6 protein-coding genes are annotated in these 14971 nt (G+C 38.8%); 4 read left to right on the forward strand and 2 right to left on the reverse strand.

The annotated features are described in order from the left end of the window. The first annotated feature begins 13 nt into the window (after positions 1 to 13). The gene (locus M1F26_RS04975; protein ID WP_140171243.1) at positions 14 to 5908 is read left to right on the forward strand and encodes a TcdA/TcdB pore-forming domain-containing protein; all 5895 of its coding nucleotides are present in this window, start codon (positions 14 to 16) and stop codon (positions 5906 to 5908) included. 60 nt (positions 5909 to 5968) lie between these two features. Here M1F26_RS04975 and M1F26_RS04980 read toward each other — a convergent pair whose 3' ends face one another. After that, complete coding sequence (locus M1F26_RS04980; protein WP_004260435.1) at positions 5969 to 9127, reverse strand: efflux RND transporter permease subunit; 3159 nt, start codon at positions 9125 to 9127, stop codon at positions 5969 to 5971. Positions 9128 to 9142: 15 nt separating this feature from the next. Beyond that, a complete protein-coding gene (locus tag M1F26_RS04985) occupies positions 9143 to 10330 on the reverse strand; it encodes an efflux RND transporter periplasmic adaptor subunit (protein ID WP_318837656.1) in 1188 nt (395 codons plus the stop codon). A gap of 134 nt (positions 10331 to 10464) precedes the next feature. Between M1F26_RS04985 and acrR the strand changes: the two genes are divergently transcribed. The 3 genes from acrR (at position 10465) to mscK (ending at position 14967) form a co-directional block, all read left to right on the forward strand. After that, complete coding sequence (gene acrR / locus M1F26_RS04990) at positions 10465 to 11115, forward strand: multidrug efflux transporter transcriptional repressor AcrR (protein WP_094960963.1); 651 nt, start codon at positions 10465 to 10467, stop codon at positions 11113 to 11115. Positions 11116 to 11127: 12 nt separating this feature from the next. After that, positions 11128 to 11481, forward strand: coding sequence for a DsrE/DsrF/TusD sulfur relay family protein (locus tag M1F26_RS04995; RefSeq protein WP_140171241.1), 354 nt, complete (start codon positions 11128 to 11130; stop codon positions 11479 to 11481). A gap of 108 nt (positions 11482 to 11589) precedes the next feature. Then, entirely contained in the window at positions 11590 to 14967 is a 3378-nt protein-coding gene (mscK, locus tag M1F26_RS05000; RefSeq protein WP_140171239.1) for a mechanosensitive channel MscK, read from the forward strand. Positions 14968 to 14971: the final 4 nt, after the last annotated feature.

Consider the following 14971-nt stretch of genomic DNA (forward strand, 5'->3'; position numbering starts at 1 on the left):
GGGATTTAATAATATGTCTAGTGATAGCTATAGCTCTCTATTGAATCATACCATTTATGTAATGGATAAAGTAAAGTTTGATAAAAATATTATGATGCTGGTTGAGGCGATTAAATATGAATATCGTCATGAAGGAAAGTGGTCTCCAGATTTATTGAAAAAACATGATAAATTAAAGAAAGAAATAGAACAGAAATCTTATTTTGTATATAACAATGATGTTCCTATCGGTATTGAAAAACTCAGTAGTCAAGAAGAGCTGAAATTTATTGATAATATAAGGCATTTATCAACAGGAAATAATGATGTCGATATAAGAGTTCAAGGTAAAGAGGATATTGAATTATCTAACCTTGTTGATTCCGATTTATTAAGTTCACAAGCACTGCGTATTCTCCCTAAAAATTTAAAACAAAGGATAAAACTTCGTTCTAGTATAAATGCTAGGTTAACTATAAATATACATAAAAAATATATTAATCGGCTGGCAAAATCTTTGGTGAAGTTATTTCATGAGCCGTCACTTCAGTGTATAGAACAAGCCAAAATTATGGGGCCTAGAAAATTTGGTATACAAACGGATCAAGCTGTTATTTACTTATCTGAATCGGGGCTTGAGCATGCAAAGGAAATTACCCAGCGACTTAATACATTGATTCCTTCGGATGCATTTATTGAACATACACCAGTTGGTATGCAAAAAATGGATACTGGCATTTCTTATTCGGAAACACCAAAAGGTCAGTCAACAAGCCATGGGCAAGCGAGGTCACAGGTCATTGCTGACGCTATCACAGAAGCTTTATTAACAGACCGGCCAGTAAAACAAATCTTACCGAAAGTATTACAAAAAGTAGGCTACGATACAAATAATCCTAGTTTAGTTGCGCAAATACAGCGTGATGGTCATTTAAAAAATAGTCTTTTTGACAGTATGCTGCTTAAAAATCATAGAATAAGCCAAGATATTCAGCGATTTGTTACGGAGCCACTGTTACTCCCATGTATGTATATTATTGATAAATTTAATAATGATATATTATCAGTAAAAGCGGAAATATTTAACTTTGAGAATGAGTTTACTGCCATTGAGTGCGGAGTATTAGCTCAGTATATAACCTCGAGAGAAAATTCAGGTTTTATTTATGATGTTTTAGATTTTACTTATAAATTTAATTCAATCTTTAGAGATAGCGGTTATATTGAGAAACGTCTCGCACCACAAGATTTTTATTTATATTTAATGGATGATAATTCAGGGGGACGTTGTTACTCTTTAGTTAGGGCAATGGCTGTTGCATTAGCCTTAGAGGGCGGTGAGGGTGCAAATAAATTGCTTAATAAGATGTTTTTAGCTGGGGCATCACCAACGGAGCCGAATTCAACTTTGTTACAAGCTGCGTTAAAAGAACTTCATGTAAATATAGAAGCGGCACACGCATCAACTATAATTGGCCAATTCGAGTTAAATGAAATAAAAGAAATTCTGATTAATGCTGAACAAGGAAATATTTATGCGCTAAATAGCACAACACACTCAATGTTATTAGGTAAAGTCAAAAGTGGTAATGAAATTAATTATTATTTTTATGATCCAAACTTTGGTATTTATGCTTTTAATGATTCTGATAAGTTATTTTTAACTTTAAATAAATTTTTATTTAAAAACAAGATGGCAGAGCAGTATGCGGTTTTAAATAGTAGTTTTGAATTGGTCTCTATTAATACGGGAAAAATGTCTGAAGTACAAATTGGTAGTGGTTTAACTGTTTCCGATTTGGTTTATTCAGATAATTTAATGGAATCTATTTCTCTACATAAGAAAATGGAGAGTATTCTAGAACATCAGTCTTTAATAGCAAAAGATAAGAAAATACAGACATCCTTAATTATTTTGGAGTCAGAGAAATGGGGGGAACGTCTTGAATACTCAATTAATGAAGTGTGCAAAAGTCATCAACTAGATGAAAAATGGTTACCTGTTTTTGAAAATGTTGAGAATTTGGAAGATGGCCGATATCGTATTCAATTTATACATCAAGGGATAGAGGAAAAGATATATTGGGCTGAAACGAAAGACACAACATTTATTGAGTTTAAAGAATATTTTCACAAGCAAATGGCTATGTTAAAGAGTCATTATTCTTTTAGTGATGGGGAGTTGCAATGTGAAAGAGATATTGAGGGTACAGAACATGTGGATGGCCTCAATATAGCGATGGGAATACAAGCAATCATTCAATGGTCGGAGAATAGAAATCGACAGTCAGTGGTTTCTTCTAGGCCAACATCTAATTTAGCAACAGCACTGCGTATTCATAGTTATATTAGCTATTCTATGATAGCCCATGGTGCTATCAATGATGCCGTGAAAACTGGAAAAATTGCATATTCATTATGGTGTGAAGGGAATGGAGTGGCAAAATCAGTAATGAATCGCTTTTCTTCGTCTCTAGTACGTACAGCGAATGAAGGGTTAGGGGTTATTTTCCAAGGAGCTATGGTTGGTTTCGATATTTATGAGTTAGCGAATGCACAAAATGAAACTCAGCGAGCTGTATTTGGTACTCAACTAGCTTTTGATTCATCATCATTAGGGTTAGGTATTGTAAGCACGGGAGCATCTCTACTTGGTGCGGAAACGGTGGCAGGTGTTGCAGGGCCATTAGCTGTACCACTTATGGGAATAGGTATTGGTATCACCGAACTGGTTAATATTAATGAAAGACACGCACAAAAAGCTGTTGCTGTAGGGGAAGAATTCGCGATTTATCAACGAGACTATCAAAATGCAGCGATAAGTTATGATGCAAAAAAAGACTTTTTGGTACCAACACCCAATATTGTCATCGAGAAATTAGATTTCAAAAATGGCTATTTTGACCTTGGTAGCCAATATATATATCGAGGTGTGAAAAAAAAGTGGTATATAGAGCATTGCTGGTTGAATGATTTTCAGTCGGGCCCGAGTGCAGAGATTGATAAATCATATGCAATTAATATTAGAGAAGCTGTTGGTGTTACTGAGCCAAGAGTAAACTTTAATGGGAGCCAAACTGGGGTGGTGATATTACCAGTTGTACCTAAATCGTTTATTCGTTACAGATATAGCTCTCTTTTTGGTGGAACTTCTCGAGGGGATAATGGTTTTTCTATTTTGAGAGGAATGGAAGAACGCTATCAATTCTATTTTGATTTTTTTTATTGTGGCCTAGAGTATGTTATCACCACTTTAGAGCATGAATATGAAAATACTACCATTCATGTCAATCTAGATAGCCAAAATAGACAATTAGCCGTTCCTAAAATGCCTATTCCATGGCAAGGGCATATTACGCACGCAGTCACTGGTAATGGCGGGGAATATCAAATTACAGTTAATTATGGCGCATCTCTTACGTTAATTGAGGGGGCTATGTATGGAAAACAATCTAGCTGGATAATTGATACGAGTTTAATAGAAAGTGATGGAAAAGAGCATGTTATTCAAATCATGGATGATCACATTAAAATTAGCGGCATTACTATCAATGTTGATACATCGGTGGCGGGTAATTCGATTTTACTTGTCAATGCTCAACATGAAGTATGTGAAATAGATTTTATTAATAAGACTGCAAAGATTATTAATGTAGATGGTAGTCAATGGATAAACAAAAGCCAGACAATTAAACAGCATCTTCATGATTTATCAATTAAAAATAAGCTTAACGGCCAGTATGTTGCCATCGATAATTATCAATATAACGGTTTAAACGTGGGACGTGCATTTTATGATGTTCAACATGATCGGGTCATTTTTACTCACTCAAAAAATAAAGAAAATCATTCGGCACAACTAATAAAAATTAATAGGGATACAGCCTATTTTTATTCATCAGTGGAATCAGTAATTTGGCAGGTTGATATAAATACAGGTTCTTTACTGACTCAACTTAAAGCGAATATGGTTTTAGGTCTAGATGCAGAAATTATTAAAGTCACATTGGTTGATGACCAACTGTATATAACACTAACAGAAAGAAGTACTGGCAGTACGGTTGAAAATACCTATAGGCTAATACAGAGTGATAAATTAGAGCTCGTGAGCGTTGTGAATAACAGGTTATTACTCGATAACTTACATGACACACAAACATTATTATCATTTGAACAACGTAAGCAATTTAGTAGCCATGACTACTTAGCCTGTCGATATATGAGTCCTGAATATCAAAAGACAATTACCATCAAACCCAGCATTGCGAACACGGTGATGATATCGGGCACTGATGAAAATGGTTTTTGGCATCATTACTGGCTACGCAATGAGAGTGGAACATTGGTTAAAGCCAATTTAGAAAGAAAAAATGTGAATGAACGGCTATTCTTGAATGAGTTTATTTCGATAAGTGAAGAAGATTTAAAATATATTGATTGTGAGCTCGCAAAAAATACGCCATTAGAAAAAGTTTGGCGAGAGAGGTTTGCTCTATCTATTAGCGATGGTAAAGAGGCGATATCTCAATTAAAGCGTTATAGAATTAAACCTACACTTGCAAAAATATTTGCAACAAGCCTGGGACGTTATAATCCGAGGTATGATTTATGGTATTGGTTTCCTCCTAAGGACTTGGAATTATTAGGAAGTTTATTAAATGAAAATGGAAAGGAAGTCTTTTTCTTTTATAGCCGAAAAGAAGACTCCATTTTTTATCAGAAAGGGTTAGGGCAAGATAATATTAATCCAAATAAGCCAAGTGCCGCCTTTCGTTTAAATTTGAGTGGAATAGAAAATGTCACGCACTGGCAAGGGGAGCTCCTTGTTATCCAAAAAGAAGGCTTTGTTAGGCAGCTGGGTGCGAATGGTAGTACACAATTAGTTGCCCTCAATAAAGACTGGTTTGCGAGAGAGCCTTTGAAGTGGGAGCGTTTTGCTCAATTTTCCAATGAAAAGGACCCCATTGCATTGTTTGGATTAAAAGATACTAATGGGGAACGCATATTACCAGCATGGTATTTTAACGAGATGGTTGTTGTTGCGCCTTCATTTTCGTTAGAAAGTGAGTTACAAATTATCGATTTTGATCACGATAAACAATATGGCGTTATTTTTGATTCAAAATCAAAGAAGCTATATCGAATAAACGCGATTGGAGAGATGAAGTTTAACAATATTTTCGATAGTCAGGGTGTTCTTCGATTTCCCAATAAATTACCTAAGCATGTTGATTTATACCCTGAGCTTACTTTTAAGTCAGTGCAAAAAATAGCGGGTGGCTTAATGCTGTTAACAGAAGAAAATGCAATTATTTATCATCCAACATCATCTCATGAACAATTAGGCTTATCATTAATTATTAAAGGAACACCGGAGGATGATGTCGTTATTCCTGCAGCATTAGGCGATGTTTCTGTTTTAATTCTTAATGGTGGTGAGGGCTCCGATACTTATCAGTTTAAAAAAGTAGATTGGCAGCGTTATCAAACGATTATTATTGATAATTATTCGGTAGACCGAATTGTTGATTTGCTTATCCTACCCATAAAAAACCAATTGAAGGAGATTTTTATTAATCGCCAAGGAGATGACTTGGTTATTACAGATTCAATAAATAATACATCTCTTTATATCCGTGGAATTTATGGTTTACAGGCTCACTCTTATCGTCATCTACAACTTAGAATTGATGGAACAGATCAACACATTGATGTGAGTTTATTAGCTGAACAAGCTTTGGCGAGTCACGGTTTAATGTCTTTATCAATGCATTTCAGAAGCTATTTTAATATCAATGATAAGATAGCTTTATTAGGGGAGTTGTTGAATCGAATAGATTTTACTCAGGAAGACTTTGAAATTCAAACTGCACCCAAAGAGCAGGATAAACCTCATTTCGCCATGTTATCTACAACAAGTCAGTATTAAATTAATATATAAAAAAAGAGCCACAACATAAGTGGCTCTTTTCGATTTATCGATCAGCAATTATTGTGCTGTTGGTGGATGACTGTGTTCAATATCTTCTGATTTCTTCGAGAAACGGCGACGGATCACCACGAAGAATACAGGAACGAAGAAGATAGCCAATGAGGTTGCGGCAAACATTCCCCCAAGAACACCAGTACCTACTGAGTTCTGGGATGCAGAACCTGCACCGTTACTAAACACCAGTGGGATAACACCTAACATAAATGCTAAAGATGTCATCAGAATTGGTCGTAAACGCATTTTAACTGCATTCAGTGTTGCTTCGACTAACCCTTTACCTTCTTTTTCCATCAAGTCTTTGGCGAATTCAACAATCAAGATTGCGTTTTTCGCCGAGAGCCCAATGGTTGTTAAGAGACCCACTTTAAAGTAAACGTCGTTGTCTAGACCACGAACACTGGTAAACAGTAACGCACCAATAATACCTAATGGAACGACTAACATAACTGAGAATGGAACTGACCAGCTTTCATAGAGAGCCGCCAAACACAGGAAGACCACTATCAAGGAGATTGCGTACAGAGCAGGGGCTTGGTTACCTGCTAAGCGTTCTTGATATGACATACCTGTCCACTCGTAACCAATTCCTTCAGGCAGGTTTTCAGTGGTGAGTTTTTCCATTAACAGCATCGCATCACCAGTACTTTTCCCTGGAGCTGCCTGACCTTGAATGTTCATCGCAGGGACACCGTTATAACGCTCTAAACGCGGTGAACCATACTTCCAAGGATCTTTGGATTCGTCCATAAAGGCAGAGAACGGAACCATTTTACCTTGGTTATTGCGAACATACAGGTTACTGATGTCAGAAGGTAACATACGGCTTTCTGCGTCACCTTGTACGTAAACTTTCTTCACACGACCACGGTCGATAAAGTCATTCACGTAGCTTCCACCAAACATAGAACTCAATGTTGCGTTGATATCACTGATAGCGACACCTTGAGCCTGTGCTTTTTGTTGGTCAATATAAATACGGTATTGCGAGGTATCATCCTGACCATTTGGACGAACACCTTGAAGCATTTCTGGGTGCTGAGCAGCTAATCCAAGTAACTGGTTGCGGGCTTGCATCAGTTTATCATGCCCCAAGTTACCTTTATCGACTAACTCAAAGTCAAACCCGTCTGCGGTACCTAACTCAACAATCGCTGGTAGGTTAAAGGCGTAAATCAGTGCCTCTTGTTTTTGTGACAGTGCGATATTCGCACGTTGTACAATCGCATCAACGTGGTTTTCATCGCCTTTACGTTCGCTCCAATTTTTCAGAACGACGAAAGCGAGACCCATGTTTTGACCTTGACCTGCGAAGCTAAAGCCCCCAACGGTAAAGACCGACTCAACGTTTTTGGCTTCTTCGGTATGGTAGTAGTTATTCACTTCATCCAATACCGCTTGGGTTTGTTCTTGCGTTGATCCCGGTGGTAATTGGATCATTGACAAGAATACCCCTTGGTCTTCCGCTGGTAAGAAAGAGGACGGTAAGCGGACGAACATGAACGCCATACCAACCACTAACAGCAGGTAAATCACTAAATAACGGCCCGTGCCGTTAAGCATACGGCTTACACTGTCGGTGTAGTGGTGTGCTTGTTTTTCAAATGTGCGGTTAAACCATCCAAAGAATCCTTTTTGGCTACCATGGCTGCCTTTTTCAATTGGCTTCAACATGGTGGCACACAGTGCTGGCGTTAAGATCATCGCAACCAGTACTGATAAGATCATGGAGGATACAATGGTAATTGAGAACTGACGGTAAATTGCCCCTGTAGAACCTCCAAAGAAGGCCATAGGAATAAATACCGCAGACAGCACCATTGCAATACCGACTAACGCACCTTGGATTTGACCCATTGATTTTTTGGTCGCTTCTTTTGGTGACAAGCCTTCTTCTTGCATAACACGCTCAACGTTCTCAACAACGACGATGGCGTCATCGACGAGAAGCCCGATGGCGAGTACCATCGCGAACATGGTCAAGGTGTTTATGGAATAACCAAATGCCGACAAGATAGCAAAGGTACCTAACAATACGACAGGTACTGCAATCGTTGGTATCAGTGTTGCACGGATGTTTTGTAGGAACAAATACATAACGACAACAACCAGCATGATTGCTTCTACTAACGTTTTAACCACTTCGTTAATTGAAATTTTAACGAATGGGGTCGTATCGTATGGATAAACAATCTCTAATCCTTGAGGGAAGAAAGGCTTCATTTCCTCAAGCGCAGCGCGGACGTTATTAGACGTATCTAAAGCGTTAGCTCCGGTTGCCAGTTTAATACCGATACCTGCTGCTGGCTTACCATTAAAGCGGGCAATCGTACTATAGTTTTCAGCACCTAATTGGACATCAGCAACATCTTTAATACGCACTTGTGAACCATCCTGGTTTACACGTAATAGAATATTGCTAAATTCTTCAGGGCTATTTAAACGTGTCTGCGCAATGATAGAAACGTTTAAACGCTGGTTTGCTACAGACGGTGAACCACCGAGTTGCCCTGCTGCGACTTGGTTATTTTGTACCTTGATCGCATTAATGACATCTGTTGTGGTCATGTTGTACTTAACGAGTTGCTCTGGTTTTAACCAAATACGCATTGCATATTGGGTACCGAACAGTTGAGTTTCACCTACACCGTTAACTCGGCTAAGTGGGTCTTTAATATTTGACCCTACGTAGTCGGCAATATCGTATTGCCCCATTGAGCCATCGCTAGAAACGAAACCCGCAACCATTAAGAATGAACTAGTTGATTTATCGACACTAATACCTTGCTGCTGAACTTCTTGTGGCAACAATGGCATCGCCAGTTGCAATTTGTTTTGCACCTGTACTTGCGCGATATCACCATCAGTTCCTGCTTCAAATGTTAGCGTAATGCTAGCAGAACCTGATGAATCACTGCTCGATGACATATATACCAAGTTATCGATACCGTTCATGTTCTGTTCGATAACCTGCGTTACTGTATTTTGTACCGTCTCAGCATCCGCTCCCGGATAGTTAGCTGAAATAGAAACAGCCGGTGGCGCGATGGTCGGGTACTGCGAAACAGGTAACTGGATAATTGCCAACAGACCAGCAAGCATGGTGATAATTGCAATTACCCACGCAAAAATTGGTCTTTCTATAAAAAACTTAGGCATTAATCAGCCGCTCCCTTATTTAGACTTTTCTTCAGGTTTTGCCTGATTGTCTATGGATTGCGTTTCTAAGTTTGCTTCCTTAGGATTCACAACAATTCCTGGTTTGATTTTTTGTAAGCCGATGACAATGACACGATCACCTGCTTGTAGACCTTCAGTTACCAGCCATTTGTTGCCAACTGCTTGTCCTGCTTTAACTTTTCTGACTTCAACTTTATTCTCTGCGCCAACAACCATGACTTGAGAAGTTCCTTGAGCCGTACGAGTCAAGCCTTGTTGTGGAACTAGAATCGCCTTTTCAATAACACCGTCTTCTAATACAGCACGAACAAACATACCTGGAAGTAACTCTTTGTTCGGGTTAGGGAACATGGCTCTCATGGTGATAGACCCTGTTGTTTCATCAACAGTGACATCAGAGAATTCCAGAACACCCTTTTGTGCGTATTCTTGACCGTTGTTGTTGATCAAACAGACAGGTGCTTTCCCTGATTCTCGCTGTACAGCGCCTTTCGCTATCTCATTTTTGAGACGTAAAAAATCGTCACTCGATTGTGTTACGTCAACATAGATAGGATCAAGTTGCTGAACACGCATTAATTCAGTGGCTTGTCCTGTGGATACTAAAGCCCCTTCAGTCACATTCGATTTACCGGTACGGCCGCTGATCGGTGCAGTTACTTTGGTATAATTCAGGTTGATACGTGCCGTTTCAACCGCAGCTTCAGCCGCTTTGACGGCAGCAAGTGCTTGTGCATAGGTTGAGGTCGCTTCGTCGTATTCCTGACGACTAATGTAATTAGTACCTAACAATGGTTTATAACGCTTCACCGTTAATGCAGCCAGATTCGCATTGGCTTGTGCTTTTGCAAGTTCCGCTTTTGCGCTGTCATAGGTTGCTTGGAATGGTGCTGGGTCAATTTGGTATAAAGATGTCCCTGCTTCTACGTCGCTACCTTCTTTATAGTTGCGTTTCAATATGATGCCACTAACCTGAGGGCGAACCTCGGCAACACGAAATGCGGATGTACGGCCTGGTAACTCGGTTTTGAGAGTCAGAGGTTCGGCTTTAAGCGTAACAATTCCTACTTCAGGCGCCGGGCGTTCTCCGCCACCTTGTTGTTCATCGTTACAACCAGATAAAGCCAAGCCACCTGAAAGAACTAACAGAGCCAGAGGTAACACCCCTCTGTTTTTTCGCATAAGTTAACCTCAATTAATCAATATGAGTTCAAAACAAAAATAAGAAAAATGGTAAACAATATGATTTATCACTATGCTATAGTACAAACATACACGAATGTATGTAAATCAGCTTTCGATAGAAACGGGTCACAATGGCACGAAAAACTAAACAACAGGCTGAAGAAACCCGTCAGGAAATATTAGATGCTGCCATCAAAACATTCTCTGAACGAGGAGTTTCTGCCACATCATTAGCCGATATTGCAAAAGCAGCGGGGGTTACCCGAGGTGCAATATATTGGCATTTCAAAAACAAAGTTGATCTTTTTTATCAAGCTTGTGAATTTGGTGATAACCAAATAGTACAAGCTGAAGAATATTATCGTTCTAAATATACCAATGATCCACTTTCAATACTAAGAGAATTATTAGTTTATATTTTGACTGATTTTATTGAAAGCCCTAAAAACCGCGCTTTGATGGAAATTTTCTTTTTGAAGTGTGAATTAGTTGGCGAAATGGCAGAGTTAGTTGATTTTAAACGCGCTAATTATGTCGCAAGTCAATGTCGAATAGTTGATAACTTGACTGCCTGTATTGATGCAGGTCAACTTCCTGCTGATCTTGATGTGGAATGTGCTGCGATTATGATCCGTTCATTAATGTCTGGTTTGTTAGAAAACTGGCTACTCCAATCAGAAAATTTTAATACTAATCAACATACAATTACATTGGTTGATACACTATTAGAAACACTAAAATGTAATACCGCAATCCGGTTAAAACCCATTCAAACTGAATAAGTGGAGTACAATATGACCTCTATTTTGATTATTGCTAATGGCGCACCTTACGGCAGTGAAATATTGTTCAACTCATTGCGATTAGCGATAACGTTAAAAGAGCAAGAGCCGCAGTTAGATTTAAAAATATTTCTGATGTCAGATGCTGTGACCGCAGGTTTGGCAGCTCAAAAGCCGAAAGAAGGCTATAATCTTCAACAAATGTTAGAGATTTTAACGGCACAAAATGTCCCCATTAAATTATGTAAAACTTGTACAGATGCCCGAGGTGTAAGTGAGTTAACCCTTGCTGATGGTGTTGAGGTAGGCACGTTAGTCGAGCTTGCAAGCTGGACATTAACGGCAGATAAAGTATTAACTTTCTAACATTTTACGTAAAATGTGTTTAATTAGGTGAAAGTAAGTGTTGGTAGGCGACTATCGGCACTTTGGTTTAATTAAACAATATTATTATTTGTATAAAGGAATGCCATTATGATGAAACAACAATGGAAGTGGCGGCAGTTAGTATCAATAACACTGTTTTTTTTCATCATATCTTTTTCCAGTTCAATTACGGCATTAACATCAAATAACTTACCTGATAAGAATGAAATAAAAAATGCGCTCAACGCATTGAATAAAAAAAGTTCACTCAGTGAGGAAGATAAACTTGCTCTCGCTGATCTGGAAAAAACCTCAGATTTTTATAACGAGCTGGATAAACTCGAACAGCGAACGGCTGAACTGCAAAAAAAACTGAATAGCGCGAGTGAAGAATCGAAACAAGCAGCACAAGGTTTGTTGCAAATAAAAAATGAAAATGAGCAACGCACCGAAAATTTCCTACGAAAAATACAAGATAGTTCTCTTTCACAACTAGAAGCATTACAAGCCTCTTATTTAGAAAATCTGCAAACAGAACAAAATGACCTTGCAACCTATAGTAGCCAATTAATTGGCTTACAGACACAGCCTGAAAGGGCACAAGCGATGATGTTGGAAAATGCGAGGCGCTTACAAGAAATTCGCAATGAGCTAAATAGTTCATTGAATGAATCTGTAAATTTAAGACCTACTCAAATTACCATGCTGCAAGTTGAACAGTATTTATTGCAGCAACAAAATGAATATCAAAAACGTATTCTACAGGCTAACACTCAATTACAAGATGTGCTGCAAAAACAACGTGATTATACCGCAGCATATATTGAGCAATTGGAACACCATATTCAGCAAGTACAAAATGCGATTAGCCATCGCCGACTAAATGACTCCCAATCAACGGTACGCGAGGCGCTGAGTACTTCTGAAACCGATATTGAAGCGCAACAGAATCCCATTATTCAAAAAGAAATTGCGATTAATAATGCGCTCAGTGACCGTTTAATCGCAGTGACCGAAAATAGCAATAAACTGGTGCAAAATGGTATTCGAGTTAAAACATGGCTTGAAAGAGCGACGCAGTCCGAACGAAATTTAAAAGAGCAAATTAATGTATTACGCGGTAGCTTATTGCTCTCACGAATTTTATTTCAACAACAAATTGACTTGCCGCCAGACATTTTAACGAAAAATTTACCCACAACGATTGCTGATTTGCGGCTTGAGCAATTTGATATTAACCAACAGCGTGATGAGCTTTATCAACCTAATGATTATATTACTAAGTTGGAACAGCAATTTGAGGTAAAAACAGGGGATGAGCTGGCAAATAGCGCATTATTATCCGCTGAGGATAAATCTACGTTATTGAAACTATTGGAAGTACGTCGTGGGTTATTAGATGAACTCAACCAGCAGCTTGGCGGGCAAATTTCCCAAGCAATCAACTTGCAACTTGATCAAAACCAATTATTGAGTGTAGTGGGGTCTCTTGAAAATACCTTGGCGCAGCAAATATTCTGGGTGAATAGTAATAAACCGATGGATTTGGAATGGGTTAAAGGTTTTCCTGAAGCTGCGGCAGCACAGATTCATAATTTTGATTTTAGTTTATCGAATCGTAGTATTAAGCGTGGAGTGACGGCTTCATTATTGGTCGTTGTTCCACTGGTTTTAGTCGCATTACTGTTTATTTGGTTTAATCGCAAAATTAGTAACCGACTGCAGGATATTGACCAACGGCTTTCCAGCTTACGTAATGACAGTGTATTAAGTACCCCGTTGGCACTGTTGTTAACATTAATGCAAACATTACCTATTTCACTGTTTTTACTGGCATTTGGCTATTGGTTTTTGAAAACAGGGAATGTGCAAGGGCCATTCTTTTGGCAATTTTGCCAACAATTGGCGATATTTTGGGCATTATTTGAGCTGACTTTCCGAGTATTAAAACCACAAGGTATTGCACAAAAACACTTTGGTATCGAAAAAGAAAAAATATCCCAGACTCGACGCAGGATGATCAGGCTATCTATTCCTCTATTGCCACTCATTTTCTTTTCTACTTATGGTGTTAGCAACCCACTGAAAGTGTCTGAGGACGTGATTGGCCAGTTGATCGTGCTGGTTTCTCTTATTCTACTGTGCATCTTTACTATTCCATTTTGCAAACAAGTTTGGCAAGAGAAAGGGAGTCACTTAACGCGCAGTATCGTTGTGACATTGTTGACATTTTCGCCATTAATTTTAGTGGGCTTAATGATGGCGGGGTATTATTACACCACATTGCGCTTGGCAAACCGTTGGATCGACAGTTTATACCTATTACTCCTATGGTATATCACTTATAGCGCGTGTTTGAGAGGCTTAACACTGGTTGCTCGTAAATTAGCATATCAACGTGCCATAGAACGCCGTGCGATGTCGAAGCAAGAAGATACTGAAAACGAGCCAATTAAAGAGCCACCAATGACTATTGAGCTGATTAGCCAGCAATCATTACGTCTCACAACGATGGTGTTGTTTATTATCTTTGCGTTAGCGTTTTATGCAATTTGGTCTGACTTCATCACCATTTTCTCTTTCTTAGATAGCGTGAACTTATGGAGCTATACCGCCACATCGGCAGAAGGGGGAAATATCTTACAATTCGTAACCTTAGCGAATTTAATTTTAGCTCTTGTGATTATCATTGTGTCTTGGGTGATGACGCGAAATCTCCCTGGGTTACTGGAAGTATTGGTGTTATCACGGTTAAAACTCCGTCAGGGCTCTACTTATGCGATCACGACAATATTAACTTATATTATCGTGGGGATTGGCGCGATTGCCTCATTAGGTATGATTGGCGTGACATGGAACAAATTGCAGTGGTTGGCAGCAGCTTTGACCGTCGGGTTAGGGTTTGGCTTACAGGAAATTTTTGCCAACTTTGTTTCAGGGATCATTTTACTGTTTGAGCGGCCGATCCGTATTGGCGACACCGTCACTATTGGGACCTATTCAGGAACAGTTAGTAAAATTCGCATTCGTGCGACAACCATCGTTGATTTTGATCGCAAAGAAGTGATCATTCCTAATAAGGCTTTTGTGACTGAACGGTTGATCAACTGGTCGCTATCGGACACCGTCACACGTATCACCATAGCGATCGGTGTGGCATATGGCTCTGATCTTGATAAAGTGAAACGCGTTTTATTGTCTGCGGCAACCAATAATAGCAAGGTAATGACTGAACCTGCTCCTAATGTCTATTTCACCAGTTTTGGTGCAAGCACGTTAGATCACGAATTACGTTTTTATGTACGGCAGATTGGTGACCGTGGCGTAACCAGCGATGAAGTGAACCGTGCGATAGACAAACTATGTCGAGAAAATGATATTGATATTGCATTCAATCAGTTAGAAGTGCATTTACACAATAGTAAAGGTGATGAAGTGCAAGAAGTGAAGCGAACACCTAAAGATAGTGATGATAAAACGCACTAAACTC

This window comes from Providencia sp. PROV048, assembly GCF_033688165.1.
GTDB lineage: Bacteria > Pseudomonadota > Gammaproteobacteria > Enterobacterales > Enterobacteriaceae > Providencia > Providencia hangzhouensis.

Excerpts from the sequence above, each read along its gene's own strand:
- M1F26_RS04985 (WP_318837656.1), bottom strand. The coding sequence starts at position 10,330 with ATGCGAAAAAACAGAGGGGTGTTACCTCTGGCTCTGTTAGTTCTTTCA.
- M1F26_RS04980 (WP_004260435.1), bottom strand. The coding sequence starts at position 9,127 with ATGCCTAAGTTTTTTATAGAAAGACCAATTTTTGCGTGGGTAATTGCA.
- M1F26_RS04995 (WP_140171241.1), top strand. The coding sequence starts at position 11,128 with ATGACCTCTATTTTGATTATTGCTAATGGCGCACCTTACGGCAGTGAA.
- mscK (WP_140171239.1), top strand. The coding sequence starts at position 11,590 with ATGATGAAACAACAATGGAAGTGGCGGCAGTTAGTATCAATAACACTG.
- acrR (WP_094960963.1), top strand. The coding sequence starts at position 10,465 with ATGGCACGAAAAACTAAACAACAGGCTGAAGAAACCCGTCAGGAAATA.
- M1F26_RS04975 (WP_140171243.1), top strand. The coding sequence starts at position 14 with ATGTCTAGTGATAGCTATAGCTCTCTATTGAATCATACCATTTATGTA.